Here is a 24,577-nt window from a genome sequence, read left to right on the forward strand (position 1 = left end):
GGACCATCATGATGATATCCGTTGGCGACAAGCTGCCCCAAGCGACCTTCAAGACGATGACTGCCGACGGGGCAAAACCGATCACGACGGCCGAGATTTTCTCGGGAAAGAAGGTTGTGCTGTTTGCCGTTCCCGGCGCTTTCACGCCGACCTGCAGCAACAACCATCTGCCCGGCTATCTGGATAATTTCGATGCCATCCTGGCGCGTGGCGTCGACACCATCGCCGTAGTCGCCGTCAACGATGTTCACGTCATGGGCGCTTGGGCCCGCTTCAGCGGCGGGGAAGGCAAGATCCTTTACCTTGCCGACGGCAATGGCGACTTCGCCAAGTCGATCGGCCTCGACGCCGACCTCTCCGGCGGTGGCATGGGACTGCGTTCGAAGCGGTTCTCGATGATCGTCGACGACGGCAAGGTCATCGCGCTCAATGTCGAGACAAAGCCTGGCGTTGATGAATCCGGTGCGGCTCACATTCTCGGACAGCTTTCCGTTTTGGCGACAGCATAGGCCGGGAATTGCCGCAGCCGCCTTTTAGAACGTCGCGCGTCCAAAGGACGCTTCAAGACTTTCGAATCGGCCGCATGAAACTTTGCGAAAGCCCATTCCGGTTTTCGGGATCGTGCGCTGGCTCTTCGGGACTGCCTGCTTTTGGGGGACCTCAATGATGTTTGACATCTTCTGGCGCGCTGTGGCGATCGGCATCGGCGCCACGGCGCTCATGGACTTCTGGGCGATTTTCCTGAACACGGTGTTTGCTCAGCCGCGGCCGAACTGGGGGCTGGTCGGTCGCTGGGTCTGGCATCTGAGGGACGGCAAGGTTTTCCACGACGACATCGGCGAGGCAGCACCCTACGCGCATGAATCGGCGTTGGGCTGGGCATTCCATTATTTTGTCGGCATCGTCTACGGCATCATCCTTGCCGTTTTGGCGGGCGCAGCGTGGCTGGCGGCGCCGACCTTCCTGCCGGCCTTCATCCTCGGCATCGTCACCGTGGGCGCCGGCTGGTTCCTGCTGGCACCCGGCATGGGCGCCGGCTGGGCCGCATCAAAGCGCCCCAACCCCATGCAGATCCGCGCCCTCAACCTGGTGTCGCATACGGTGTTCGCGCTCGGGCTTTTCGGCACGGCGCTGCTGATCCGCTGAATACGGGGGACCAGACTGGTTTAGTAGCTCTGGGTCGAGCGCCCCATTTTCTTGGCTGCCGGCTGCTTGGCTTGGGTGCTTTCCTTGGCCGAAAGGAGCGCGGGCCTGGCCGACTTGTTCTTGAACGGCGCCATGCCGAGCCGCGCCAACTCGTCGGCACGCTCGTTCTCCGGATGGCCGGCATGGCCCTTGACCCAGTGCCAGACGACCTGATGACGGCTGCGCGCCTCGTCGAGTGCCTGCCACAGTTCGGCATTCTTCACCGGTTGCCTGGCGGCCGTCTTCCAGCCGTTGCGCTTCCAGCCATCGATCCAGCTGAAAATGCCGTCCTTGACATAGTTGCTGTCGGTATAAAGATCGACGGCGCAGGGTTCTTTTAGCGCATTGAGCGCCGAGATGGCGGCCAAAAGTTCCATGCGGTTGTTGGTGGTAGCAGCCTCGCCGCCCGACAGTTCTTTCGTGACGCCGTTGAAGCGCAGGACCGCCCCCCAGCCGCCCGGCCCCGGATTGCCCGAACAGGCACCATCGGTGAAGATTTCAACGCGCTTGGTCATGTCAGTCCGTATTCGGAAGGGGATTTGATCGCCCGGTGGAAGCGCATCCTGCGGATGTACTCGGTCGGGTCGCGTTTTATGACCAGCCCGCCGTTGGCAACAGTCAGCCAGTCGTAAAGTCGGGTCAGCATGAAGCGCAGCGCCGAGCCGCGCGCCAGCATCGGCAGCGCGGCTTTCTCGTCGCCGCTCAAGGGTCGCACGCTCTGGTAGCCGGCAAGCAGCGCCGTGCCCTTGGTCAGGTTGAAAGAAAAATCTTTCTCGAAGCACCAGGCGTTGAGGCAGGTGGCGACATCATAGGCGTAGAGATCATTGCAGGCGAAATAGAAGTCGATCAGCCCGGACAGTTTTTCGCCGAGGAAGAAGACATTGTCCGGGAAAAGATCGGCATGGATGATGCCTTTCGGCAGGCCTTTGGGCCAGTTCCGCTCGAAATCGGCGAAGTCGGCGTCGACTTCCGCCGCCAATCCCGGCTCGACCTCGTCGGCGCGCGCGTGGGACGCGTTCCACAGCTTACGCCAGCCATCGATGGCAAGGGCGTTCGGGCGGGTCATGGGAAAGTCCTGACCCGCGAGATGGAGTTGCGCCAGCGCCTTGCCGACCTCACCGCAATGCGCTGCCGTCGGTCGCCGCAGCGACAGGCCTTCGAGGAAGGTGATGATGACCGCCGGCCGGCCGGCAAGCGCGCCGATGACGGTGCCGTCGTGCGCGGTGACCGGAAGCGGGCACGAAATGCCTTTTCTCGCGAGATGGCCCATGAGGCCGAGGAAGAACGGCAGGTCGGCCTTGTCGACGCGCTTTTCGTAGAGCGTCAGGATGTAGGAGCCGCTGGTGGTGTGCAGCAGGAAATTCGAATTCTCGGTGCCTTCTGCGATGCCCTTGTAGGACAGGAGATCGCCGACCGGGTAGGGCTTCAGGAACGCGCCGAGCTCACTTTCATTGACGTCGGTGTAGACCGCCATGGACCTTACGCGGCCCCATTGACGAAGGCCATGTCGGCCGCCGTCAGTTCGACATCGCGCAGGACCCGCATCACCGGAAAATCCTCCGTTTCAGTGGCCGTCACCGCCAGCTCGATCGTCACATTGAAGCGCTGCCGGAAGGCATCGATGATCTCGTCGACGATGATTTCCGGCGCCGAAGCGCCTGCCGACAGGCCGAGCGTCGAGATGCCGGCAATGTCAGTCCACGGAATTTCGGAGGCGCGCTGCACGAGGAGTGACATCGAGGCGCCGGCGCGTTCGGCCACTTCGACAAGACGCCGCGAATTGGAGGAGTTGGGGGCGCCGACGATCAGGAAGAGATCGGCACCAGCGGCGGTCTCCTTGACCGCCTCCTGACGGTTGGTGGTGGCATAGCAGATCGATTCCGCGGCCGCCGCATGTAAATCGGGAAAACGATCCTTAAGCACGCGGATGATGCCGGCGGTATCCTCGACCGAGAGCGTCGTCTGGGTGACGAAACCGAGTGCCTGCGGGTCGGCGGGCACCAATTTCGCGGCGTCAGCTTCGGTCTCGATCAAGGTGACGGCGCCGTCCGGCAATTGCCCCATCGTGCCGATCACTTCGGGATGGCCGGCATGGCCGATCAGAAGCACGTGGCGGCCAAGCCGCTGATGGCGCATCGCCTGCTTGTGGACCTTCGACACCAGCGGGCAGGTGGCGTCGAGATAGAAGAGGCTACGCGCCTGGGCGTCCGCCGGCACCGACTTCGGCACGCCATGCGCCGAAAAGACGACCGGGCTCTGGCGATGCTCCGCCGGTATCTCGGAGAGTTCCTCGATAAACACCGCACCCAGGCTTTGCAGCCCCTCGACGACGTAGCGATTGTGCACGATCTCGTGGCGGACATAGACCGGCGCGCCGTATTTCTTCAGCGCCAGAACGACGATCTGGATGGCGCGGTCGACGCCGGCGCAGAAGCCTCTGGGCTGGCAGAGCCTTATCGTCAGCGGTGGCTTTGTGGTCGTGTGAAGCATGATTCCCGGCCGGTTGGTCGTATCGTGAACCCAGGTGAACTCAAGGCGCGAAATGAGGTGCGCACCCCTGCCCTGTCAAGGGCGCCAGCGGCGATCATTTCTCTTTCGCCGGGCGGCGAAGCCTGAAGATGAGGACGCCGGCAAGGGCAGCGGCAAGGCCATACCAGGTTACGGCGTATTGCAAATGGCTGTTCGGCAGGTTGATGACGGTAACACCGCCTATCGGCAGCCCACCCGGGTTCGGGGTGGCGTCCGCGTCGATGAAGAATGGCACCAGCCCCGCGCCGGCCGGCAGACCCGCGCTCGCCGCCATGGCATCGCGATCCTTCCAGTAGAAGATGTTCTTCTGCGGATCATTGTCGGGAAGCATCATCGAGGGCTTCGCCGGCAGCGGGTTGCGGGCGAGCCCCGTCACCGTCACTTGGCCCTCTACCTGGCTTTGCGGGCGCTTGGCCGCATCCTTGAGATCGTAGGGCACGAAGCCGCGATTGATCAGGACGAAACGGCCGTCCTCCAGATGCAAGGGTGTGAAGACATCGAAACCGGACTGGCCTTCCCAGGTCGCGAAGAAATGCCGCTCGCCTTGATGCAGGAAAGTGCCTGATGTCGTCACCGGCGTGTAGTCGACGTCTCCGGTGGCGGCAAACCGCTTTTCGATCTCGGCCAACGGCACGGGCGCCGAGTGCGTGCGCTGTTCTATGGTCTGGAGAAGACCCTCTTTCCAGTACAGGCGCTGGACCTGCCAGGTGCCGAGCGCCAGCAAGATGAAGAACAGCACGAGGCCGAAGCCAAGCAGCAATGCCGTCTTCGGCCGCGAACCGCCTGCGACCGAACCGGATGTCGTGCTCATTCGCCGAGGTCCAGCCTGCCCTCGGCCGCCTTGTTGCGGTACTGCAGCGTCAAAAGCACGCCTTTGATCAGCCTAAGCGCCCCAAGGCATAGCACCAGCGTCAGCGGTATCCACAGCATGAGATGCAGCCAAAGCGGCGGACTAAGCGTCACCTCCATCCACAGCGCCAGCCCGACGACGATGAAGCCGATGATCAGGATGACGAACACCGCCGGACCGTCGCCGGCATCGGCGTAGGAATAGTCGAGGCAGCAATTGGCGCAGCGCTTGCCGACGGTGAGAAAACCGGAAAACAGCCGCCCCTCGCCGCAGCGCGGGCAGCGGCCGTGCAGGCCGGCCGAAATCGGATCGATTGGTGCCCAGATCGCCTTGTCGTCGCTCATTGCGATACCTTAGTGCCGTTCGCACCAAAAGATAAGGCGGCCACGTCGCCGCAGCCGCCTCGTCACATTCCCTTAAAAGATTTCAGTGACCTTCGATCACCGCGCCGCTCGATGCCCAGACATAGATGGACGCGAACAGGAACAGCCAGACCACGTCGACGAAGTGCCAGTACCAGGCGGCCGCCTCGAAGCCAAAATGCTGCTTTGGCGTGAAATCGCCCTTCATCGCGCGGACCAGGCAGACCAGCAGGAAGATGGTGCCGATGATGACATGGAAGCCGTGGAAGCCGGTCGCCATGAAGAAGGTGGCGCCGTAGATCGAATCCCTGAAGCCGAACGGCGCGTGCATGTATTCGTAAGCCTGCACCATGGTGAACAGCATGCCGAGACCGACGGTCAGCACCAGGCCGTTGATCAGCCCCTTGCGGTCGCCATGAATAAGCGCGTGGTGCGCCCAGGTCACCGTGGTGCCAGACAAAAGCAGGATGACGGTGTTGTAGAGCGGCAGGTGGAAGGGGTCGAGAACCTCGAGGCCCTTCGGCGGCCAGACACCGCCGGTGAAGGCGGCGCGGGCGTATTGCTGTGCCTCGCCGGGAAACAGGCTGGCGTCGAAGAAAGCCCAGAACCAGGCGACGAAGAACATCACCTCGGAAGCGATGAACATGATCATGCCGTAGCGCAGATGCAGCGACACGACACGCGTGTGGTGGCCTTCATGCGCTTCCTTGATGGTGTCCGACCACCAGGCGTACATGGTGTAGATGACGATCAAGAGGCCGATGAAGAACAGCCACGGATTGGCGATGTTGAAGCCGAAAATAGGAAAATCGCCGCCCTTGAGATACTGCATGTAGCAGACGCCGCCGATCGCGGTGACCAGCGCGCCGACCGAGCCTAGGAACGGCCACGGGCTCGGGTCGACGAGATGGTAGTCATGTTGTGGTTTTGCGTGCGCGTCTGCCATATCAACCCCCGAGGCTTCGTTCGGTGTGTGAAACTTTGTTGCTTGTGCCTTCGGCCGGCGCCGACGACGCCACCGGTTTGTTCTTCTCGTTCTTCTCGACCGGGAACATCGTGTAGGACAGGGTAATCGTCTTCAAGTCCTTCAGCTCCGGCGCATTGACGATGTCGGGATCTACATAGAACACGACCGGCATGTCCAGTGTCTCGCCAGGCTTCAGCGTCGTGTCGGTGAAGCAGAAACACTCGACCTTGTTGAAGTAGGATCCCGCAAGTTCCGGCTGCACGTTGAAGGTCGCGCGGGCGGTGGTGGCGCGGACGAACTTGTTGGTCGCGCTATAATGCGCCTGCGCCGTCTCGCCTATCTTGATGGTGACCGAGCGGGCGACTGGCTCAAACTGCCATGGCACGCCGGCCGTGTTGGCGTCGAAACGGATGGTGATGTCGCGGTCGAGCACGCGGTCGGCATATTGCTGCGTTGCGCGTTTCACGGTGCCGCCGTAACCGGTCGCCTGGCAGAACATCGCGTAGAGCGGCACCGCGGCATAGGCCATGCCGATCATGCCGCCAAAAAAGGCGATGCAGACGCCGGCGACGATGCGGTTGGTGTTCTTCGTTTGGGGATAGGTCACTGTTTGGCGGTTCATCTTGAGCCTCACATCGTTCCGGTGAGGTTGTGACCGAATTTCACGACGGTCGCGATATAGAAGATGACGACAAGCACCGCCAGCGCCAGGCCGATGGCTACCGAACGGTTGCGCCGCGCCTTCTGCTGGCGCTCGGTCAGCGTGACGAGTTCAAGCTTCTTGTCGGCCATGGTCATGCTCCGCCCGCCAGCGCGCGCCCGACAACGCAGTCGGCAAGATAGATGGCGAAGATGGCGAAGAGGTAGAGCAGCGAGTAACCGAACAATGCCTTGGCCGGCTTCATCACGTGGTCGTCGTCCGCCATCCGCAGCACCTTCCACGCATACCAGACGAAGCCGGCGCCAAGCAGCACCGCAAGGACGCCATAGGCGGGCGTGGTGAAACCGAGCATCCATGGCAGCACGCCAACCGGCGCAAGGATCAGCGCGTAGGCGAAGATCTGGCGTCGGGTCGAAGCCTGGCCGGCGACATTCGGCATCATCGGGATGCCGGCCCTGGCATAGTCCTCGGACTTGAAGAGAGCGAGCGCCCAGAAATGCGGCGGCGTCCACAGGAAGATGATCAGGAACAGGACGACGCTTTCCAGGCTGACCGTTCCGGTCACCGCGGCCCAGCCGATCACCGGCGGAATGGCGCCGGCAGCACCGCCGATGACAATGTTCTGCGGCGTCCAGCGCTTCAGCCACATCGTGTAGACGACGGCATAGAAGAAGATGGTGAAGGCCAGGAGCGTCGCCGACAGCCAGTTGACCAGCACGCCGAGCGTCATCACCGACAGCACCGACAGAACCAGGCCGAAACTCAGCGCCTCGCCGGGCCGGATGCGGCCGGCCGGCACCGGACGGCCGGCGGTCCTGGTCATCACCGCATCGATATCGGCGTCATACCACATGTTGAGCGCGCCGGAAGCGCCAGCCCCAATGGCAATAGCCAGGATCGCGATCACCGCCAGAAGCGGATTGATGGTCACAGGCGCCGCGACCAGGCCGACAAAGGCGGTGAACACCACCAGCGACATGACGCGCGGCTTCAACAGGGCGAAGAAATCGCCCGCCGTCGCTTCCGACATGCGAAAGCCCGGTTCGTCAGTCAATGTGTCGTCGACAAGGGCCATGCGTACTTAAAGTCCATCATTCCGTTGGCCAAAACCGCCGGGCGGACCGGCGGTTCCGTATTCGCCCAGGCAGCCGCCTATTTGATCTTCGGCAGCTGTTCCCACTGGTGGAAGGGCGGCGGCGAAGGCAGCTGCCATTCAAGCGTCGTCGCACCCTCGCCCCACGGGTTGGCGCCGGCCACCCGCTTCTTCTGGAAGGCCTCGAACACGCCATAGAGGAAGATGACCACGCCGACGGCCGAAATATACGAGCCGTAGGAGGACACCATGTTCCAGCCGGCAAACGCATCCGGATAGTCGATATAGCGGCGCGGCATGCCGGAGAGGCCGAGGAAATGCTGCGGGAAGAAGACGAGGTTGACGCCGACGAAGGTGACCCAGAAGTGGGTGTTGGCGATGACAGGCGAATACATGTAGCCGGTCATCTTCGGGAACCAGTAGTACCAGCCGGCGAAGATGGCAAAGACCGCGCCCAGCGACAGCACGTAGTGGAAATGCGCGACCACGTAGTAGGTGTCGTGCAGCGGGCGGTCGAGACCGGCATTGGCAAGCTGGACGCCGGTAACGCCGCCGACGGTGAACAGGAAGATGAAGCCGATCGCCCACAGCATCGGGGTCTTAAGCGAAATCGACCCGCCCCACATCGTGGCGATCCACGAGAATATCTTCACGCCCGTCGGCACCGCGATAACCATGGTGGCGAAGACGAAATAGCGCTGCGTGTCGAGCGACAGGCCGGTCGTGTACATGTGGTGCGCCCAGACGATGAAGCCGACCGCACCGATCGCGACCATGGCATAAGCCATGCCGAGATAGCCGAAGATGGGCTTCTTCGAGAACGTCGAGACGATGTGGCTGACGATGCCGAAGCCCGGCAGGATCAGGATGTAGACTTCCGGGTGCCCGAAGAACCAGAACAGGTGCTGGAACAGGATCGGGTCGCCGCCGCCGTCCGGCGCGAAGAAAGTGGTGCCGAAGTTGCGATCGGTCAAAAGCATGGTGATGCCGCCGGCCAGAACCGGAAGCGACAACAGCAGCAGGAAAGCGGTGATCAGCACCGACCAGGCGAACAGCGGCATCTTGTGCAATGTCATGCCAGGCGCGCGCATGTTGAAGATGGTGGTGATGAAATTGATGGCGCCGAGAATCGACGATGCGCCGGCGATGTGCAGCGACAGGATCGCAAGGTCCATCGCCGGTCCGGGCTGGCCCGATGTCGATAGCGGCGGATAGATCGTCCAGCCACCGCCGACGCCGTAAGCGCCAGGCGCGCTCGGCACGAAGGCCGAGATGATCAGCAGGATGAAAGCCGGCGGCAGCAACCAGAACGAGACGTTGTTCATGCGCGGGAAGGCCATATCGGGCGCGCCGATCATGATCGGCACCATCCAGTTGGCGAAGCCACCGATCAAAGCCGGCATGACCATGAAGAAGATCATGATCAGCGCATGCGCGGTGGTGAAGGCGTTGTACATGCTCTTGCCACCGTCGAGCGCGGCGTCGGCGTTCAAGCCGTAGACCATCTGCGCCAGGCCGGTGAAAATCTGGATCCCCGGCTCCTGCAGCTCCATGCGCATCACGACAGAAAGGGCACCGCCGACGCAGCCCGCCATGATCGCGAAGATCAGATAGAGCGTGCCGATATCCTTGTGGTTGGTCGAATACACCCACCGGACCCAGCCATGATACGGCTTGTGGTCGTGATCGTCGTGAGCTGCAGCGTCTGCCATGTTCGGCTCCGTTCCCTGATCTTTTCTGGTCGCGGCATCAGTTGCCGGCGGCCGCTACCTTATCTTTGCTGTCGACCTCGGCCATCAGCGCCTTGTTGGCGCCAGGAAGGTCGGAGCTGGCTGCCGCCAGCCAGGTCTTGTACTGGGCGTCGGAGACGACGCGGATCGCGATCGGCATGAAGGCGTGGTCCTTGCCGCAGAGCTCCGAGCACTGGCCGTAATAGAGGCCTTCCTTTTCCGCCTTGAACCAGACCTCGTTGATGCGGCCCGGAACCGCGTCGGTCTTGATGCCGAAGGACGGCATGGCGAAGGCGTGGATCACGTCTGCCGCTGTCACCAGCACGCGGGTCATGGTGTTGACCGGCACCACCATCTCGTTGTCGACGGCGAGCAGGCGCGGATAAACGCCGCGATCTTCCTTACCGGCCGCAGCGCGGTCAGAATCCGCCAGGATCGCCGAATTGAAGGAAAGCGTGTTGTCGGTCTGATATTCGTAATCCCAGTTCCACTGGTTGCCGGTCGCCTTGATGGTCAGCTTGGCTTCTTCCGGCGGCGTGTATTGCGCGGTCAGAAGCTGGAACGACGGGATGGCGAGGCAGAGCAGGACGACGACCGGCCCAACCGTCCAGATCACCTCGATCAGCGTGTTGTGGCTGGTGCGCGAGGGGGTCGGGTTGACGCTGGCGCGGAATTTCAAGATGCAATAGGCGATAAGAGCGAGCACGAAGAGGGTGATCGGCACGATGAACCACAGCGTGTAGTGCTCGAACCAGGCGATCTGCCGCATCATCTCGGTGGCGGCGGGCTGGAAGGTCACTTCCCACGGCGCAGGCTGGGCGGCATGGGCCGATGCACCGGTGAACAGTGTGGCAGCCCAAGCGCTTGCTAGGAGTTTGGCGCCTGCTAGGAATTTTCTCATTGCCGTCATTATCTCCCAGTTCCTCGCGATCGGACCGCAAGAATATCGAACAACGCCGGGACGGGAATCCCGGACAGTCCCGAGGCTGGTTCAAACCATACTCTATTTGCCTCTGCAAGAAAGGAGCGGAGGAAACCGTGCGGCATTTTTGCGCGCAAGCGCGGCGGCACATTTTGGCGGCGGCCGCGGCGGTGGAAGCCCGAGCGGCGGAGTGTCCTGGCAAAATGCGCCGGCCGGTCGCAATTCGGGCGAATTTGGCACGGAAAAGCGCACAATTGCTTTGTCGAAGCAGGCCGGCAGTGGTCTCATCCTTTACTTGCCCTTGGCGCGGCTTAAAGTGCCGTGATTCGCAATGGAGCCGTCATGAACTCTTGGCTTTGGGGACTTGGGCTTTCGAGACTTAGGATTTCGAGGACCTTGGCGAAGGTCATCTTTCTCGTTGGCTTGTCTGGCCTGTCCGTTGTCAGCCAGGTCAATGCCGCGCAGCCAAGCGGCAAGGTGCGGTCGACGCATGGCGCGTGGTCGATTATCTGCGACACGCCGGCCGGCGCCACATCAGAACAATGCGTGATGATGCAGAACGTCGTCGCTGAGGACCGTCCCGAGATGGGGCTTTCGGTCGTTGTGCTGCGCACCGCCGACAACAAGGCCGAAATCCTGCGCGTGCTGGCGCCGCTCGGTGTTCTATTGCCCAACGGGCTTGGCCTCAATGTCGACGGCAAGGACATCGGCCGGGCCTATTTCGTGCGCTGCTTCCAGGACGGCTGCTATGCCGAGGTCATTCTCGAAAAGCCGCTGCTCGACACGCTGAAGACCGGAACGTCGGCCACCTTCATCGTCTTCCAGACGCCGGAGGAAGGCATCGGCATTCCCGTAGAGCTCAAGGGTTTTGCCGACGGTTTCGCCGCCCTGCCTTGAACCGGTCAGACGCCCAAATCCTTACCAATGAAAGAGATTGTGACCGGCCTTTAGCTACAGCGCCGCGCGTCCAGGGACGCACAAAGGACGCTGTAGCGCTTTGATTTTGCGCATGATCCTTTCCGAAAATCGACTCCGATTTTCGGGGTCATGCGCAGACAATGGTCATTGCCGATTGTCTGGACGCGCCTTCGCGCCTACATCGTGAGGACAATCTCTTTCCACGGACGGACCTGCCATGAACAGCCTGATCGGCCAATTCGACATTTCCGACGATCGCATCAAGCAGATCGTCGCCGAGACCATCAACGGCGCCGACGACGGCGAATTGTTCCTCGAATACAGCGAGAGCGAAGCGCTGATGTTCGACAATGGCCGGCTGAAGACCGCCAATTTCAACACCGACCAGGGTTTTGGGCTACGCGCCGTCGCCGGCGAAGCCAGTGGCTACGCGCATTCCAGCGATCTTTCCGAAGCATCGCTGCTGCGCGCGGCCGACGCGGTCTCAACGGTCAAGGGCGGCTATTCCGGCACGCTTGCCGCGGCGCCTGCCCGCACCAACCGTCATCTCTACGGCGACGAGAACCCGATCCCCTCGCCCTCCTTCGAGGCCAAGGCCAAGCTCCTTCAGGAAATCGATGCGTGGCTGCGAGCCGAGGATCCGCGCGTGCGACAGGTGACGGCTTCGCTCGCCGCCTCCTGGCAACATGTCGAGATCGTGCGCGCCGACGGCCAGGTGGTGCGCGACATCCGCCCGCTGGTCAGGGTCAACGTGTCGGTGGTGGTCGGCAATGGCGACCGCCAGGAGAGCGGCTCCTACGGCATGGGCGGGCGCAAGGCGTTTGGCGAATTCCTGGTCGAGGAGAGCTGGAAGCACGCGGCCAAGGAGGCGCTGCGGCAAGCGCTGGTCAATCTCGAGGCCATTCCGGCGCCCGCCGGCACCTTTGACATCGTCCTGTCCAGCGGCTGGCCGGGCGTGATGCTGCACGAGGCCGTTGGCCACGGACTGGAAGGCGACTTCAACCGCAAGAAGACATCGGCCTTCGCCGGCCTGATGGGCCAACAGGTGGCCGCGAAAGGTGTCACCGTCGTCGACGACGGCACTATGGCCGAGCGGCGCGGCTCTCTGACCGTCGATGACGAAGGAACACCTTCGGCCCGCAACGTGCTGATCGAAGACGGCAAGCTTGTCGGCTATATGCAGGACCGCCAGAACGCCCGGCTGATGGGCATGAACGCCACCGGCAACGGACGGCGCGAAGGCTACGCGCATCAGCCGATGCCGCGCATGACCAACACCTACATGACCTCAGGCGACATGGAGCCGGACGAAATCATCGCCACGGTCAAGAACGGCATCTATGCCGTCTCCTTCGGCGGCGGCCAGGTCGACATCACCTCGGGCAAGTTCGTGTTCGGATGCACCGAGGCCTACATGATCGAGAACGGCAAGGTGACGCAGCCGATCAAGGGCGCCATGCTAATCGGCAATGGGCCTGACGCCATGCACCGCGTTTCGATGATCGGCAACGACATGAAGCTCGACACCGGCATCGGCATGTGCGGCAAGGCCGGCCAGGGCGTGCCGGTAGGCGTCGGCCAGCCACATCTCAGGATGAACCAGATGACGGTGGGTGGCACCAGGGTTTGAGCGGCCAGCCTGTCGAGGTAGGCCTGTTCGAAACTCCCGTTATAGCCATGAAGCCGGTGTTTTCGGCAGGCGATGATCGGGATCGATGACACCGAGGCGCGGGGCGTCGTCCTCGTTCCAGCGCCAGAGCGCGACGCATGTGCCGCCGGGCGACATGAAGGATGGGTAGATCACGCCATGCAGCCCATCGGCAAGCAAGCGATCTCTTAGCCTGTGTGTCTCTGGCACAAGGCCTCGATCCAGTATGTCGCGCCACTCACACCGATGAATGTCCGTAGTTGCCTCGAGTTCGGTCAGCGTATCGGCGTCGGTCAGGTCGGCTAGCCGCGCGCCTGAAAGTTCGAGTTGGGCGATCAACGCCGGATGCTGGACGAAGCCCTGATTGTATTCGGCCCAGGCGGTGGACAGTTCCCGTGCCGCGTAGATCGTCGGGGCGCCGAGAGGATTCCAGCGGCCGCCAAAGCGGGCAGCACCTTCGCCGGAAAGCGGCAGATGCGCCCAACGCGGCACGAAGGCACGCCACAGGCTCAGCCTGGTTTCAGGCATAGATGCCGGAGCGGACTGCCTCCAGATAGGCAAGCACCTTGTCCGTCTTGCCTTCCCGAACCAGATCGTAGGCGGTCTTTCCCGCCCAGCCGGGGATCGGCTGATGCTTGAACCAGATCGCCGCACGCTGCTCATTGCCGGCCATTTCGCCCGCCATCGCCAGAATGCGAACGACGGGACTAAGTGCAGCGTCGACCTTGCGCGCGCCGGCCTTGGCGGCAAGCGTGTTGCGCGCGACACCGATCAGGCCGGCCAGTTCCGTCAGGTTGACGCCGAGCAGTTCGGCGACCCGCCTTGCCGAGAGAAATGGCGTGCGCTCCTCGCCGAAGCGCGACGCTGGAACGTCGAGGGCTACAGCCATGGCGATTTCCTACCACACTTTGACAACATCTCATCAAAATATGCTCAATCGACGCGCAATTCAAGCTCAACAGATGCCAACCTGCATTCCTGCCAGCTTATCGCCTTCGCCTCGGCTTCTCCAATAGCGCGACGGCCTCGACATGCGGCGACCACAGGAACTGGTCGATCGGCGTCACGCTTTTCAGCGCATAACCGCCGTCGATGAGGATGCGCAGGTCGCGCGCCAGCGTCACCGGATTGCAGGACACCGCGGCGACCAGCGGCACATCGGAACGGGCGATCTGCTTCGACTGGTCCTCGGCGCCGGCGCGGGGCGGATCGAAGACGACGCCGTCGAAGGCATTCAGCTCCTTGAAAGTGAGCGGCCGCCGGAACAGGTCGCGGCGTTCGCTGGTGACCCGCTTCAGACCGCTGGCGAAACGGAACGCCCGGTCGAGTGCCGAAAGCGCTGCCGCATCGCCCTCCACCGCATGGACTTCCGACTTCGCGGCGAGGCGCAGCGCAAAGCTGCCGCAGCCGGCGAAGAGATCGGCGACCTTTTTGGCGCGCGCGAGGTGCCGGCCGACAATATCCGCCATCGCCTGCTCGGCGGCCTCGGTGGCCTGCAGGAAGGCGCCCGGCGGCACCGCGACAGCGATGCTGCCGAACGTGACAACCGGCTTTTTGGGCTCGATGATGATCTCGCCATCGATCGAGAGCCTGGCCAGCCCCTGAGCGATGACGAAGTTGGAGGCGACGCGGCGTTGGTTCTCACCAAGCTTGCCGGACTCGTGAACCGCGACATCGAGGCCGGAACCGGTCACCGTGACCGTCATGCGGAACGATTTCGTCGTTGCGCAAATCAATTCGGCGAGTGCTTTCAGACGGTCGAGCTTTGCGACGATCTCGGGCAGCGAGATCGGGCATTCCTCGATGGAAATGATTTCCGACGACAGCGCACGAACGAAGCCGAGCTGCATGCCGGCCTCACTCCGTCGGGCGGTGAACACGACGCGCCGACGCGTCTGCGGCGCGCACGGCAGTAGCGCGTCAACGTCGCAAACAATGTCCTTGCTGTTCAGCGCATGCGCAACCTTGTCGTGCTTCCACCGATGATAGGCTTCGGCCTCGAGATGCTGGATGGCGCAGCCGCCGCATTCGGTGAAATGCCGGCAGGCGGGATCGATACGAAGCGGCGAAGCCTCCAGCACCGCCATCGGCGTGGCGCGATCTTTTTCGCGCGCGGCGGTGACGATTTCACCGGGCAGCGTGAACGGAATGAAAAGCTCGCCGGTTTCGGTCTCGGCGACGCCGTCGCCCTGGGATCCCAGTCTTGTGATCGTGTAGCGCGCGTTCATCGGCCGCCGATCCCGCCGTTCTTCACGCCGGCGTCCTTGATCCCGGCGAGCAGGAATTCGCGATTGCCGTCGCCGCCTTCGATCGGCGACAGATGCAGTCCCAGCGCGCGCCAGCCGGGGACGCCGTCGAGCCAGTCCTGCAGCAGGCCGGCAACCCGCGCGGCATCGTATGGGTCTTTCAGCAAGCCGCCCTTGCCGATCGCCTCGCGGCCTGCCTCGAATTGCGGCTTGACCAGAAATATTGCCCTGGCGCCGCTCCTGGCAATGGCGAGCGCCGGCGGCAGCGCCAGTTTCAACGAGATGAAGCTGACATCGGAGACGATGAAATCCGGAATGCGATCGGCAAGATCGGCGACTGAGAGATCGCGGGCGTTCATTCCCTCGATCACCGTCACGCGCGGGTCACCAGCGATATCCGGATGGATCTGGCCATGCCCGACATCGATCGACGTGACATGCGCCGCGCCGCGTTCGAGCAGCACTTGAGTAAAACCGCCGGTCGAGGCGCCGACGTCGAGCGCTTCGCTGCCGGCGGGATCGAGACCGAAATGGTCGAGCCCGGCGATCAGCTTCAGCGCCGCGCGCGAAACATAGCCTTGCGCCGGATCATCGACGGCGATGAGGCAATCAGCCAAGACGGTCTGGCCGGGCTTGCGGGCAATGACGCCGTCGACCGTCACCGTACCGCGCTCGATCGCGTCGCGGGCGCGAGAGCGGCTGGGGAACAGGCCGTGAGCGACGAGCAGTTCGTCGAGCCGCTGGCGTGTGCTGGCTGGCAAAGGGAAGTTCATGGGCCTTCATGGCGAAAGCCGACGATGATGGCAAGGATATTGGGCGGGACAACGAACATCTTCGGAAAGCAGCGAACGTATCAAGCTGCCACAGCTTGTTGAATATCGCACCGCGTCCGGCACAATGTCAGGGACGATATGCGTTTTGCTGCCGAACGCGAAGGAGGGCGAATGCTGACCGGAACCTGCCATTGTGGCGCGGCCCACTGGACGTTGGAGGGCGATCCCGGCTCGATCACAGCCTGCAATTGCACGGCTTGCCGCCGCTATGGCGCGCTGTGGGCTTACGATTATGTTGACGAACGCATCCGCCTTGCGGGACCGACAAGGTCTTATACGCGCGCCGGAAAGGATGCCCCGTCGCTCGAGATTCTGTTCTGTCCGACATGCGCCTGTGTTCTGGCCTGGCGTGGTTTGCGCTCTAGCGCCACCGGTCGCACTCGAATCGCCGTCAATGTGAGGCTTGCGCCGCCTGAAGCAGTCGCCGACCTGCCAATCGACCATTTCGATGGTCTCTACAAATTCGAGGATCTGCCGAGCGATGGTCGATGTGTGCGCGATATGTGGTTCTAGCTTCTAGAAGATTGGCCGCGAAACCCGACGTTCGACCGACGGTGCCAAGAGACACGATAAGCAAACGCCAAATCGCAGCGTAAGCAGTCGGTTACGGCCGCCCGCCGGCAAACTGGGTCAAGCTGTTGAGATTTTGATTCAGGCGCTTTGCGCGCTGGCGGTGTGTCCCAGCGCCACGAAGACGGTGCGCACGATGCCGGCGGCGTCCAGTCCGGCGTCGGCATACATCTTTTCGGGCTTGGCGTGATCTGTGAATGCGTCCGGCAACACAAGCGGGCGTACCTTCAGGCCGTTTTCCAGCAGTCCTTCATGGGCCAGGAATTGCAGCACATGGCTGGCGAAGCCGCCGACCGCGCCCTCTTCCACCGTTACCAGCACCTCGTGAGAGCGGGCCAGCCGCCGGATCAGATCCTCGTCGAGCGGCTTGGCGAAACGAGCATCGGCGACCGTGGTGGAAAGCCCTGCCGCGCCGAGCTCCTCGGCCGCAGCCAGGCAATCCTGCAGCCGCGTACCGAAGGAAAGCAGCGCAACCTTGGTGCCCTCCCTGACGATACGGCCCTTGCCGATTTCGAGAACCGAGCCACGCTCCGGCATGTCGACGCCGACGCCGTTGCCGCGCGGGTAGCGGAAGGCAATGGGCCCGTCATCATAGCTTGCTGCCGTGCGCACCATGTGGCGCAGTTCCGCCTCGTCCGCTGCGGCCATGACGACGAAACCGGGCAGCGTCGCCAGAAAGGTCGTGTCGAAGGCGCCGCAATGGGTCGCGCCGTCGGCACCGACGAAGCCCGCGCGATCGATCGGAAAGCGCACAGGCAGTTTCTGGATCGCCACGTCGTGGACGACCTGGTCGTAGGCGCGCTGCAGGAAGGTCGAATAGATCGCCGCGAAAGGCTTGAAGCCTTCCGTGGCAAGTCCGGCGGCAAAGGTCACCGCATGTTGCTCGGCGATGCCGACGTCGAAGGTCCTCGCCGGAAACGCCTCGCCGAACAGGTCGAGGCCGGTGCCGCTCGGCATGGCAGCGGTGATGGCGACGATGCGGTCGTCCTCTCGGGCCTCCTGGATCAGGCTTTCGGCAAAGACCTTCGTGTAGCTCGGCGCGTTGGCCGGCGCCTTGGCCTGCGCGCCGGTGATGACGTCGAACTTGTTGACGCCGTGATATTTGTCGGCCGCCGCCTCGGCCGGTCCATAGCCCTTGCCCTTCTGGGTCACGACGTGGATCAGCACCGGGCCGTCGGCATTGTCGCGGACGTTCTTCAGAACCGGGATCAGGTGCTCGAGGTTGTGACCGTCGATCGGGCCGATGTGATAGAAACCCATTTCCTCGAACAGCGTACCGCCGGTGACGTAGCCGCGTGCATGCTCGACCGCCCGCTTGATGGCGCGATCGGCGCGCTCGCCCAGATAGGAAGTCAGCTTCTTGCCGAAATCGCGCAAGCCCAGATAGGCTTTGCCGGATGCAAGGCGGGCCAGATAGGCGCTCATCGCGCCGGTCGGCGGAGCAATCGACATGTCGTTGTCGTTGAGGATGACGATCAGACGGGCATCGAGCGCGCCGGCATTGTTCATCGCCTCGTAGGCCATGCCGGCCGACATGGCGCCGTCGCCGATGACGGCGATGACGTTGTTGCGGCCATCGACGAGATCGCGTGCCATTGCCATGCCGAGGCCGGCGGAAATGGAGGTCGAGGAATGTGCGGCGCCGAACGGATCGTATTCGCTCTCGGCGCGCTGGGTGAAACCGGACAGGCCGCCCTCTTGCCGCAGCGTGCGGATACGGTCGCGGCGGCCGGTCAGTATCTTGTGCGGATAGGCCTGGTGACCGACATCCCAGATCAGCCGGTCGTCGGGCGTGTTGAATACATAATGCAATGCGACCGTCAGTTCGACCACGCCAAGGCCAGCACCGAGATGTCCGCCGGTGTGGGACACAGCGTCGATCAACTCGGTGCGAAGCTCCGATGCCAACTGCGGCAGATCACCTTCGTCGAGCGTCCTGAGGTCGGCCGGGATGCGGACCTTGTCGAGAAGCGGCGTATGGAGCTTTGCGTTCACTGGTGGTAGGGCCTGCTTTTTATTCATCTGCGAAATAGGCTGCTGGCCGGCGAATGTAAATGCGTGTGAGTGACGCGGCGTAGATTCAAAGTGTTAGGGTTTCCTTTGCGTGTCCAAAAGGGCGCGCGGCGCTCTAATTGTCCGGCAGCGGAATGAACTCTTCTTCATCCCCAGGAACGATATCGAAGCGGCCTGTCTTCCACTCTTCTTTCGCCTGCTCGATGCGTTCCTTCGAAGATGACACGAAATTCCACCAGATGTAGCGCTTGGAGCCGAGCGAGGCACCGCCGAACAGCATAAAATGCGCTCCACCCTCCGAGGACACGACGATTTCGTCGCCGGGCCGGAATACCAGCAGCCGCTCCGCTGGAAAGCGGTCGCCGGTGATCGAAACCTCGCCTTCCAACGTATAGATGGCGCGCTCCTCGGCATCGGCAGGGATTTTCACGCTGGCCCCGGGCGCCAGGCTGAGGTCAGCATAGAGCGTGTCCGAAGCGGTCGCGACCGGAGACCGCAGCCCGGAAAAGGCACCGATGACGACACGCCCGCTGACGCCTTCGGCGTCGATCTCGGGAAGACGCATGGCCGCCGTATTCTCGAAGATTGGATCGACCTCTTCCTTATCGTCGGGCAGCGCCAGCCATGTCTGCAGGCCGGACACCGACATCGGTGCGCCGCGCAGTTCCTGTGGCGTGCGCTCGGAATGGACGATGCCGCGGCCGGCGGTCATCAAATTCACGTCGCCGGGCTGGATTACCATTTCGGTGCCAAGCGAATCGCGGTGTCGGATATTGCCGTCGAATAGGTAAGTGACCGTCGACAGGCCGATATGCGGATGCGGACGGACATCGAGCGCCTGACCGGCCCGCAAGATGGCCGGCCCCATGCGATCGAAGAAGATGAAAGGCCCGACCAGCCGGCGCTTCGCGGTCGGCAAAGCGCGGCGAACCTGGAAGCCGCCAATATCCTTGGCGTTCGGAATGACCATCAATTCGATCTGGTCGCTGGCGAAGGCATCGCCGGCCTGCGGGTCATTTCCAGGGAAGAAACTCATGCGGTCTCCTCAGGCGAAGCGGAGTGCAGATTTGGCTTTCGCCTTGGCCGCCACCTCTTCGCGATTGCGCGGACGCTGCGTCGTCTCAAGGCTGTCGAGCAATTCGCGCGCCGACGCCGCTATGGCCTCGACGGCGTGGTCGAACGCATGCTGGTTCTGTTTCGACGGCCGTGTCGTTCCGCTCAGCTTGCGGACAAACTGAAGTGCGGCGTCGCGGACCTCGTCATTGCTTGCCGGCGGATCGAAATTGAACAGGGTCTTGATGTTTCTGCACATCTTTCGCAATCTCCTCTCGTCCTGGAGCCATCTCAATCGGGATGAGTTTTGTCCTCAATCATCATCATGCCCAAAGCCGGCAAGGCGAACTCTTCTTTCGGGGCCGTGCCTTACTCCGCGTCCAGCGGCTCTGTCCCCACCGGCTTGCCGTCGCGCGAAAGCCTGATCTTCTCGACCTTGTCCTCGGCCGCCTTGAGCAGCCGATCGCAATGGACCTTCAGCGCCTCGCCGCGCTCATAGATGCGGATCGACTGGTCGAGCGGCACGTCGCCGCGCTCCAGATCATCGACGATTTTCTCCAGCGCGTCGAGCGCTTGCTCGAAGCTCATCGCCCTGACGTCTTCGTTGGTCTCACCAGCCATCGTCTATCCTTTCATCAGTCGCCCGACATGGGCGGCGACCGAAAATGCCAATCCCTGCAGATCGTAGCCGCCCTCAAGCAGGCTGACGAGCCGGTTGTCGCTGTAGCGACCGGCGCGCTGCATCAACTGGCCGGTCGCCCAGTCGAAGTCGTCCTCGGTCAGGTTGATCTCGGCCAGCGGGTCGCGGTGGTGCGCGTCGAAGCCGGCGGAAATTACGATGAGGTCGGGCGCGAAATTATCGAGCGCCGGCAAGATGCGCGACAGGAAAGCGTCGCGGAAAACCTCGCTGCCGGTTTGCGGCGCCAGCGGCGCGTTGACGATGTTGCCGGCGCCGGTTTCGCTCACGGCCCCGGTCCCTGGGTAAAGCGGCATCTGGTGCGTCGAGCAATAAAGCACCGACGGATCGTCCCAGAAAATGTCCTGCGTGCCGTTGCCGTGGTGCACGTCCCAGTCGACGATAGCGACGCGCTCGGCCTGGTGCTGCCTTTGCGCGTAGCGCGCCGCGATCGCCGCGGTGTTGAACAGGCAGAAGCCCATGGACGTCGTCTTTTCGGCGTGGTGGCCGGGCGGCCGGGCGGCGACAAAGACATTGGCGGCGTTGCCCCGAAAGACATCGTCGACGGCCGCGTTGGCGGCACCGATCGCCGTCACAGCCGCCTGCCAACTTTTCGGGCTGGCGGTGGTGTCGGCATCGACGCGGGCGATACCGGTATCCGGTATCGCTGCGCGGACCCGATCGACGAATTCCTGCGGATGTGCGTAGAGGATGGTGGCCTCGTCGCCTTCCGGCGCCTCGGCACGGTCAAGGGCCGCAAAGGCCTCGTCGTCGAGCACGCGTTCGATGGCGCGCAGTCGGTCGGGCCGCTCCGGGTGACCGGGCGGCGTTATGTGCTCGAGAAAGATCGGGTGGGTATAAAGCTTTGTGACCATGCCCCGATATAGGCGCGCCCGGCGGCTTTGACCATGTTTTGGAGCCACCAAAGGCAGACGTTCAACAGGGTTTAGATGTTGGGCGCCGGTTGGGTCCAGCGCAAGCCATCCTATATGCCCCGACCTCCCCCTCAGGGACGGCCCTCTTCTCCAATCTCAGCCAGTACTTGCGGACGGCCAGTCCTGCGGCCCTGCTTGAGCAGCCCTTCCAAAAGCACGTTGAATGCCTTCACCGCCTTTTTCGACGTCGCTTCGGGATCCTCCGAATTTGCGATCCACTGCGCCGCATGCAGCGAGGCGCCGCTGACCAGCCTTGCCGCGGCTTCGGAATCAACGGCAACGATGGTTCCCTCGTCCCTCAGCTTTTGAAGGTTCTCGCTCATTGAGCGGATGCATTCATTCTGGCTCGGCCATTGCGAAGGATCGCCGAGCACCGCCGGCCCATCGCGAAGGACAATACGCTGGATCTCCGGCTCCAGCGCCATCTCGATATAGGCGGTGCATTCGTCGACAAAGCCCTGCCAGAGAGTGTCCGCCCTGGCCGAAACGATCTTCAGCCGGGCCAACATTTCCGCGTCGATCTCGGCGATGACCGCCTGGAGAAGGCCCTTCTTGTCGCCGAAGTGGTGATAAAGCGCGCCACGCGTCAGCCCGGCCGATGCGGTGAAGTCGTCCATCGAGGCCTCGGCATAGCCGACAGTGCCAAAGGCATGGCGCGCCGCAGCGACCAGTTTGGCGCGGGTCTCCGCGATCATCTCCTTGCGTGGTTTGTGCGCCATTCGCCCATTCCTTCACATACGTCTCGTATATTAATTGACATACGTCTCGTATGCTATTATCTGATTTGCATACGCCACGTATATAAGTGGCCCGGCCTCAAAAATCCAGGAGTATTCACATGCCCAATCCCTATCGCGAAATCTTCAAGGCAAGGGGAGCCAAGGGCTTCGCCGCAGCCGGCTTCGTTGCCCGGATGCCGATGGCCATGGCTCCGATCGGGATCGTCGCGATGCTGTCGCAGACACATGGCGAGTACTGGCTGGCCGGCGCCGTCTCCGCGACATATGCGCTGGCCAATGCTTTCGCCGCGCCGCAGATATCGCGGCTGGTGGACCGCCTCGGCCAAGCGCGGATTGTGGTGCCCACCACCGTCATTTCCGTGCTCGCTTTCGTGGTGCTGATTGCGGCGGCCAATCAGGACTGGCCGATATGGACGCTATTCGTGTCGGCGCTGCTGGCCGCTGCAATGCCCAGCATCCCGGCAATGGTGCGCGCGCGTTGGACAGAGCTCTTCCGGGATCGCCCCGAGATGAACACCGCGTTTGCGTTCGAGTCGGCGGCCGACGAGCTGGTCTACATCGCCGGGGCATCGCTATCGGTGGGCCTGAGCGTCGCTCTTTTCCCAGAAGCGGGAATGTTGGCGAGCACATTGTTCCTCGCCTTCGGCTCGACAGCCTTCATCCTGCAGCGCTCGACCGAGCCGCGAGTGCGACCGATCGACCAGGGCTCGAGCGGCTCGGCAATCCGCCTGCGGCCGGTCCAAATCATCACCTTGGCCCTGATCTTCATCGGCGCGACCTTCGCAACCACGGAGGTGAGCACAGTGGCGATCACCAAGGAGCTTGGCCAGCCAGGCGCTGCCAGCCTCGTCATCGGCGTCTACGCGCTCGGATCGTTCGTCGTCGGCATCATCATCGGCGCCATGAACCTGAAAACACCGCTGCAAATTCAACTTGCCATCGCGGTCGCCATCATCGCGCTCACCACGCTGCCGCTGCTCGTGGCCGACACGGTGCCTCTTCTGGCACTGGCCGTCTTCGTTAGCGGCGTGGCGATCTCGCCGACCTTCATCACGGCATTCGGCCTGATCGAGCGGCGCGTGCCGGAGGCAATGCTGACCGAGGGCATCACCTGGGTCATGACCGGCATAGGCATCGGCATGGCGCTTGGCTCCTTCGCCGCCGGATGGGTGGTGGACGCCTTCGGCGCACAGAGCGGGTTCCTGGTATCGGTGGCGGCGGGCACAATCGCACTGGTCATCGTGCTCGCCGGCCAGCGCAGCCTTGCCACGGCGGATTGCGAAACCTCCGCATGCGACGCAGCCGCGGTTCCTGCCGAATAGTCTCTATGCGTCCGGTCCCGAGCGGGGCCGGACGTCCTCCTCTCGAAGGCGTCTACGGCCGCCCGCCTCTGGTGCGACGGCCTGAGGGGCCGACACGGCAAATCAGCCGCGGCACTGATCGGCGGCTTCGGGGCCGCGGGCATACTGGTCGTCCGTCACCTGCTCCATCCAGGTGACGGCACTGCCATTGAGGGACTCCGCCACGGCCACGTGGGTCATGGAGGCCCCCTTCGAAGCGCCATGCCAGTGACGAACATTTGGCGGAATATTCACCACATCCCCAGGCCTCACCTCCTCGATCGGCCCGCCTTCGCTTTGTACCCAGCCACAGCCCGAGGTGACGATCAGCGTCTGGCCAAGCGGATGCGTATGCCAAGCTGTGCGCGCACCCGGCTCGAAGCTCACCGTCGCCCCGCCGACTCGCGCCGGCTCCTCGGTTTGAAACCGCGACTCGACCCGCACGGAGCCGGTGAAGTTTTCAGGTGATCCCGTGGCGGCGGCCTCTGGGTCGTGTTTCTGCACAGAAAGCGCGTCGGCACCGGCGTCCCCTGGCGCAGCAGCTTTGCGAGCTTCGAAGACCCCGCGCAGGACCGGCACCGCCGACATTGCATTGGGCCAGCCGGCATAGTAGGCTAGATGCGTCGGAACCTCCGCGACCTCGGTTCGTGTCAGGCCGTTGTCCATCCCTCGACTTAGATGGAAAGGCAGTTGCTCGGCTTTGCCCGTTGCGATGAGACCGGCGATGGTGACAAGGCTGCGATCACGCGCCGAGAGTTGCGGCCGTCGCCAGAGTTCGCCGAAGAGCACCCGGTTGGTATATTCCGCGAGCCCCGGAACGACCGGGCCGGTCGACGTATCCACGCTCGCCGCCCTTGCCGCCTCGGAAGCTGGATCGAGTTCCAGTGGCTGCCCCGCCTCGGCCGCAACCGGCTCGATGCCGCGCTTATCGAAGACCTCCTTTGTCGCGTTGACGGCGGAAATGGCGTTCGGCCAGCCGGAGTAGAAGGCGAGATGGGTGATGATCTCGCCGATCTCGCTTGGGATCACGCCGTTATCGAGCGCCCGACCGACATGCCCACCCACCTGCGCAATGCGACCCGACGCAATCAGGGCCGAGACGGTGACGATGCTGCGATCACGAGGCTTGAGCTCGTCGCGCAGCCAGACATCGCCGAACAGCAGCTCGTCCGTATAATCTCCGAGACCAGGCGCCACAACATAGACGTCCGGCGGCGCGATCCGGCCTGCGGGCCGCTCCTGCGCCTCGCCGGCCGAGGCAGCGAGCGACGAGATCACCAGGGAAGCCGCGAGTTTCTTCATGAGG

The 24,577-nt window shown here is 63.0% G+C and carries 28 protein-coding genes; 6 read left to right on the top strand and 22 right to left on the bottom strand.

The window, feature by feature from the left end:
* Positions 1–8 precede the first annotated feature (8 nt).
* A complete protein-coding gene (locus CIT25_RS19690; RefSeq protein WP_095486225.1) occupies positions 9–509 on the top strand; it encodes a peroxiredoxin in 501 nt (166 codons plus the stop codon).
* Between the two features lie 157 nt (positions 510–666).
* A complete protein-coding gene (locus tag CIT25_RS19695) occupies positions 667–1,146 on the top strand; it encodes a DUF2938 domain-containing protein (RefSeq protein ID WP_095486226.1) in 480 nt (159 codons plus the stop codon).
* A 20-nt stretch (positions 1,147–1,166) separates the two neighbouring features.
* Here CIT25_RS19695 and rnhA read toward each other — a convergent pair whose 3' ends face one another.
* The 11 genes from rnhA to coxB all read right to left on the bottom strand — a co-directional run bounded on the left by rnhA (position 1,167) and on the right by coxB (position 10,278).
* Positions 1,167–1,700, bottom strand: coding sequence for a ribonuclease HI (rnhA, locus tag CIT25_RS19700; protein WP_095486171.1), 534 nt, complete (start codon positions 1,698–1,700; stop codon positions 1,167–1,169).
* Positions 1,697–2,659: a homoserine kinase gene (locus CIT25_RS19705; RefSeq protein ID WP_095486172.1), complete on the bottom strand. Its 963-nt coding sequence runs from the start codon at positions 2,657–2,659 to the stop codon at positions 1,697–1,699. The genes rnhA and CIT25_RS19705 overlap by 4 nt, the downstream gene beginning before the upstream one ends.
* Positions 2,660–2,664: 5 nt before the next feature.
* Complete coding sequence (ispH, locus tag CIT25_RS19710; protein WP_095486173.1) at positions 2,665–3,675, bottom strand: 4-hydroxy-3-methylbut-2-enyl diphosphate reductase; 1,011 nt, start codon at positions 3,673–3,675, stop codon at positions 2,665–2,667.
* Positions 3,676–3,769: 94 nt separating this feature from the next.
* On the bottom strand, positions 3,770–4,525 hold the full coding sequence (locus CIT25_RS19715) for an SURF1 family protein (protein ID WP_167391077.1): 756 nt from the start codon (positions 4,523–4,525) through the stop codon (positions 3,770–3,772).
* Positions 4,522–4,908, bottom strand: a complete 387-nt coding sequence (locus CIT25_RS19720) for a DUF983 domain-containing protein (protein WP_095486174.1) — start codon at positions 4,906–4,908, stop codon at positions 4,522–4,524. Before CIT25_RS19720 ends, CIT25_RS19715 begins: the two co-directional genes overlap by 4 nt.
* Positions 4,909–4,990: 82 nt before the next feature.
* Positions 4,991–5,872 (bottom strand): cytochrome c oxidase subunit 3, encoded by an 882-nt coding sequence (locus CIT25_RS19725; protein ID WP_095486175.1) that lies wholly within the window; start codon positions 5,870–5,872, stop codon positions 4,991–4,993.
* 1 nt (position 5,873) lies between these two features.
* On the bottom strand, positions 5,874–6,515 hold the full coding sequence (locus CIT25_RS19730; RefSeq protein ID WP_095486228.1) for a cytochrome c oxidase assembly protein: 642 nt from the start codon (positions 6,513–6,515) through the stop codon (positions 5,874–5,876).
* 8 nt (positions 6,516–6,523) lie between these two features.
* Positions 6,524–6,685 carry a hypothetical protein gene (locus tag CIT25_RS19735; RefSeq protein WP_077381685.1) on the bottom strand — a complete coding sequence of 54 codons (162 nt, stop codon included), beginning with the start codon at positions 6,683–6,685 and terminating at the stop codon, positions 6,524–6,526.
* Between the two features lie 2 nt (positions 6,686–6,687).
* On the bottom strand, positions 6,688–7,629 hold the full coding sequence (locus CIT25_RS19740; protein WP_095486176.1) for a heme o synthase: 942 nt from the start codon (positions 7,627–7,629) through the stop codon (positions 6,688–6,690).
* Positions 7,630–7,706: 77 nt separating this feature from the next.
* A complete protein-coding gene (gene ctaD, locus CIT25_RS19745; RefSeq protein ID WP_095486177.1) occupies positions 7,707–9,359 on the bottom strand; it encodes a cytochrome c oxidase subunit I in 1,653 nt (550 codons plus the stop codon).
* Between the two features lie 37 nt (positions 9,360–9,396).
* Positions 9,397–10,278, bottom strand: coding sequence for a cytochrome c oxidase subunit II (coxB, locus tag CIT25_RS19750; RefSeq protein WP_095486229.1), 882 nt, complete (start codon positions 10,276–10,278; stop codon positions 9,397–9,399).
* A 363-nt stretch (positions 10,279–10,641) separates the two neighbouring features.
* Between coxB and CIT25_RS19760 the strand changes: the two genes are divergently transcribed.
* Entirely contained in the window at positions 10,642–11,196 is a 555-nt protein-coding gene (locus CIT25_RS19760; protein ID WP_095486179.1) for an invasion associated locus B family protein, read from the top strand.
* 238 nt (positions 11,197–11,434) lie between these two features.
* Complete coding sequence (tldD, locus tag CIT25_RS19765) at positions 11,435–12,847, top strand: metalloprotease TldD (protein ID WP_095486180.1); 1,413 nt, start codon at positions 11,435–11,437, stop codon at positions 12,845–12,847.
* A gap of 39 nt (positions 12,848–12,886) precedes the next feature.
* On the opposite strand, the gene CIT25_RS19770 is transcribed toward tldD, so the two are convergent.
* The 4 genes from CIT25_RS19770 to CIT25_RS19785 form a co-directional block, all read right to left on the bottom strand.
* Positions 12,887–13,393: an RES family NAD+ phosphorylase gene (locus CIT25_RS19770; protein ID WP_095486181.1), complete on the bottom strand. Its 507-nt coding sequence runs from the start codon at positions 13,391–13,393 to the stop codon at positions 12,887–12,889.
* Positions 13,386–13,754 (bottom strand): antitoxin Xre/MbcA/ParS toxin-binding domain-containing protein, encoded by a 369-nt coding sequence (locus CIT25_RS19775; protein WP_095486182.1) that lies wholly within the window; start codon positions 13,752–13,754, stop codon positions 13,386–13,388. The genes CIT25_RS19770 and CIT25_RS19775 overlap by 8 nt, the downstream gene beginning before the upstream one ends.
* A gap of 97 nt (positions 13,755–13,851) precedes the next feature.
* Positions 13,852–15,093 (bottom strand): class I SAM-dependent RNA methyltransferase, encoded by a 1,242-nt coding sequence (locus CIT25_RS19780; RefSeq protein ID WP_095486183.1) that lies wholly within the window; start codon positions 15,091–15,093, stop codon positions 13,852–13,854.
* Positions 15,090–15,884, bottom strand: coding sequence for a TlyA family RNA methyltransferase (locus CIT25_RS19785; protein ID WP_095486184.1), 795 nt, complete (start codon positions 15,882–15,884; stop codon positions 15,090–15,092). Before CIT25_RS19785 ends, CIT25_RS19780 begins: the two co-directional genes overlap by 4 nt.
* A 171-nt stretch (positions 15,885–16,055) precedes the next feature.
* On the opposite strand from CIT25_RS19785, the gene CIT25_RS19790 reads away from it, so the two are divergent.
* On the top strand, positions 16,056–16,457 hold the full coding sequence (locus CIT25_RS19790; protein ID WP_095486230.1) for a GFA family protein: 402 nt from the start codon (positions 16,056–16,058) through the stop codon (positions 16,455–16,457).
* Positions 16,458–16,595: 138 nt separating this feature from the next.
* On the opposite strand, the gene dxs is transcribed toward CIT25_RS19790, so the two are convergent.
* The 6 genes from dxs to CIT25_RS19820 form a co-directional block, all read right to left on the bottom strand.
* On the bottom strand, positions 16,596–18,536 hold the full coding sequence (gene dxs / locus CIT25_RS19795) for a 1-deoxy-D-xylulose-5-phosphate synthase (protein ID WP_206072966.1): 1,941 nt from the start codon (positions 18,534–18,536) through the stop codon (positions 16,596–16,598).
* Between the two features lie 106 nt (positions 18,537–18,642).
* Positions 18,643–19,563, bottom strand: coding sequence for a pirin family protein (locus tag CIT25_RS19800; RefSeq protein ID WP_095486186.1), 921 nt, complete (start codon positions 19,561–19,563; stop codon positions 18,643–18,645).
* A gap of 9 nt (positions 19,564–19,572) precedes the next feature.
* Complete coding sequence (locus tag CIT25_RS19805) at positions 19,573–19,839, bottom strand: DUF2277 domain-containing protein (protein ID WP_095486187.1); 267 nt, start codon at positions 19,837–19,839, stop codon at positions 19,573–19,575.
* A gap of 110 nt (positions 19,840–19,949) precedes the next feature.
* A complete protein-coding gene (locus tag CIT25_RS19810; protein WP_095486188.1) occupies positions 19,950–20,201 on the bottom strand; it encodes an exodeoxyribonuclease VII small subunit in 252 nt (83 codons plus the stop codon).
* Between the two features lie 3 nt (positions 20,202–20,204).
* Positions 20,205–21,131, bottom strand: a complete 927-nt coding sequence (locus CIT25_RS19815) for a histone deacetylase family protein (protein WP_095486189.1) — start codon at positions 21,129–21,131, stop codon at positions 20,205–20,207.
* Positions 21,132–21,262: 131 nt separating this feature from the next.
* Positions 21,263–21,910, bottom strand: coding sequence for a TetR/AcrR family transcriptional regulator (locus CIT25_RS19820; RefSeq protein ID WP_095486190.1), 648 nt, complete (start codon positions 21,908–21,910; stop codon positions 21,263–21,265).
* A 119-nt stretch (positions 21,911–22,029) separates the two neighbouring features.
* Here CIT25_RS19820 and CIT25_RS19825 point away from each other — a divergent pair, with 119 nt between their 5' ends.
* Entirely contained in the window at positions 22,030–23,253 is a 1,224-nt protein-coding gene (locus CIT25_RS19825; RefSeq protein WP_095486191.1) for an MFS transporter, read from the top strand.
* 102 nt (positions 23,254–23,355) lie between these two features.
* On the opposite strand, the gene CIT25_RS19830 is transcribed toward CIT25_RS19825, so the two are convergent.
* Positions 23,356–24,573: a (R)-mandelonitrile lyase gene (locus CIT25_RS19830; protein WP_095486192.1), complete on the bottom strand. Its 1,218-nt coding sequence runs from the start codon at positions 24,571–24,573 to the stop codon at positions 23,356–23,358.
* Between the last annotated feature and the right edge of the window lie 4 nt (positions 24,574–24,577).

The sequence above is a fragment of the Mesorhizobium mediterraneum genome, assembly GCF_002284565.1.
GTDB lineage: Bacteria > Pseudomonadota > Alphaproteobacteria > Rhizobiales > Rhizobiaceae > Mesorhizobium > Mesorhizobium mediterraneum.

Coding starts and splice junctions, on each gene's coding strand:
- CIT25_RS19715 (WP_167391077.1), bottom strand. CDS start 4,525: ATGAGCACGACATCCGGTTCGGTCGCAGGCGGTTCGCGGCCGAAGACG.
- CIT25_RS19825 (WP_095486191.1), top strand. CDS start 22,030: ATGCCCAATCCCTATCGCGAAATCTTCAAGGCAAGGGGAGCCAAGGGC.
- tldD (WP_095486180.1), top strand. CDS start 11,435: ATGAACAGCCTGATCGGCCAATTCGACATTTCCGACGATCGCATCAAG.
- CIT25_RS19830 (WP_095486192.1), bottom strand. CDS start 24,573: ATGAAGAAACTCGCGGCTTCCCTGGTGATCTCGTCGCTCGCTGCCTCG.
- rnhA (WP_095486171.1), bottom strand. CDS start 1,700: ATGACCAAGCGCGTTGAAATCTTCACCGATGGTGCCTGTTCGGGCAAT.
- CIT25_RS19725 (WP_095486175.1), bottom strand. CDS start 5,872: ATGGCAGACGCGCACGCAAAACCACAACATGACTACCATCTCGTCGAC.
- ispH (WP_095486173.1), bottom strand. CDS start 3,675: ATGCTTCACACGACCACAAAGCCACCGCTGACGATAAGGCTCTGCCAG.
- dxs (WP_206072966.1), bottom strand. CDS start 18,536: ATGAATAAAAAGCAGGCCCTACCACCAGTGAACGCAAAGCTCCATACG.
- CIT25_RS19785 (WP_095486184.1), bottom strand. CDS start 15,884: ATGAACTTCCCTTTGCCAGCCAGCACACGCCAGCGGCTCGACGAACTG.
- CIT25_RS19810 (WP_095486188.1), bottom strand. CDS start 20,201: ATGGCTGGTGAGACCAACGAAGACGTCAGGGCGATGAGCTTCGAGCAA.
- CIT25_RS19780 (WP_095486183.1), bottom strand. CDS start 15,093: ATGAACGCGCGCTACACGATCACAAGACTGGGATCCCAGGGCGACGGC.
- CIT25_RS19720 (WP_095486174.1), bottom strand. CDS start 4,908: ATGAGCGACGACAAGGCGATCTGGGCACCAATCGATCCGATTTCGGCC.
- CIT25_RS19775 (WP_095486182.1), bottom strand. CDS start 13,754: ATGGCTGTAGCCCTCGACGTTCCAGCGTCGCGCTTCGGCGAGGAGCGC.
- CIT25_RS19790 (WP_095486230.1), top strand. CDS start 16,056: ATGCTGACCGGAACCTGCCATTGTGGCGCGGCCCACTGGACGTTGGAG.
- ctaD (WP_095486177.1), bottom strand. CDS start 9,359: ATGGCAGACGCTGCAGCTCACGACGATCACGACCACAAGCCGTATCAT.
- CIT25_RS19730 (WP_095486228.1), bottom strand. CDS start 6,515: ATGAACCGCCAAACAGTGACCTATCCCCAAACGAAGAACACCAACCGC.
- CIT25_RS19690 (WP_095486225.1), top strand. CDS start 9: ATGATGATATCCGTTGGCGACAAGCTGCCCCAAGCGACCTTCAAGACG.
- CIT25_RS19805 (WP_095486187.1), bottom strand. CDS start 19,839: ATGTGCAGAAACATCAAGACCCTGTTCAATTTCGATCCGCCGGCAAGC.
- CIT25_RS19735 (WP_077381685.1), bottom strand. CDS start 6,685: ATGGCCGACAAGAAGCTTGAACTCGTCACGCTGACCGAGCGCCAGCAG.
- CIT25_RS19760 (WP_095486179.1), top strand. CDS start 10,642: ATGAACTCTTGGCTTTGGGGACTTGGGCTTTCGAGACTTAGGATTTCG.
- CIT25_RS19695 (WP_095486226.1), top strand. CDS start 667: ATGTTTGACATCTTCTGGCGCGCTGTGGCGATCGGCATCGGCGCCACG.
- CIT25_RS19815 (WP_095486189.1), bottom strand. CDS start 21,131: ATGGTCACAAAGCTTTATACCCACCCGATCTTTCTCGAGCACATAACG.
- CIT25_RS19800 (WP_095486186.1), bottom strand. CDS start 19,563: ATGAGTTTCTTCCCTGGAAATGACCCGCAGGCCGGCGATGCCTTCGCC.
- coxB (WP_095486229.1), bottom strand. CDS start 10,278: ATGAGAAAATTCCTAGCAGGCGCCAAACTCCTAGCAAGCGCTTGGGCT.
- CIT25_RS19705 (WP_095486172.1), bottom strand. CDS start 2,659: ATGGCGGTCTACACCGACGTCAATGAAAGTGAGCTCGGCGCGTTCCTG.
- CIT25_RS19740 (WP_095486176.1), bottom strand. CDS start 7,629: ATGGCCCTTGTCGACGACACATTGACTGACGAACCGGGCTTTCGCATG.
- CIT25_RS19820 (WP_095486190.1), bottom strand. CDS start 21,910: ATGGCGCACAAACCACGCAAGGAGATGATCGCGGAGACCCGCGCCAAA.
- CIT25_RS19770 (WP_095486181.1), bottom strand. CDS start 13,393: ATGCCTGAAACCAGGCTGAGCCTGTGGCGTGCCTTCGTGCCGCGTTGG.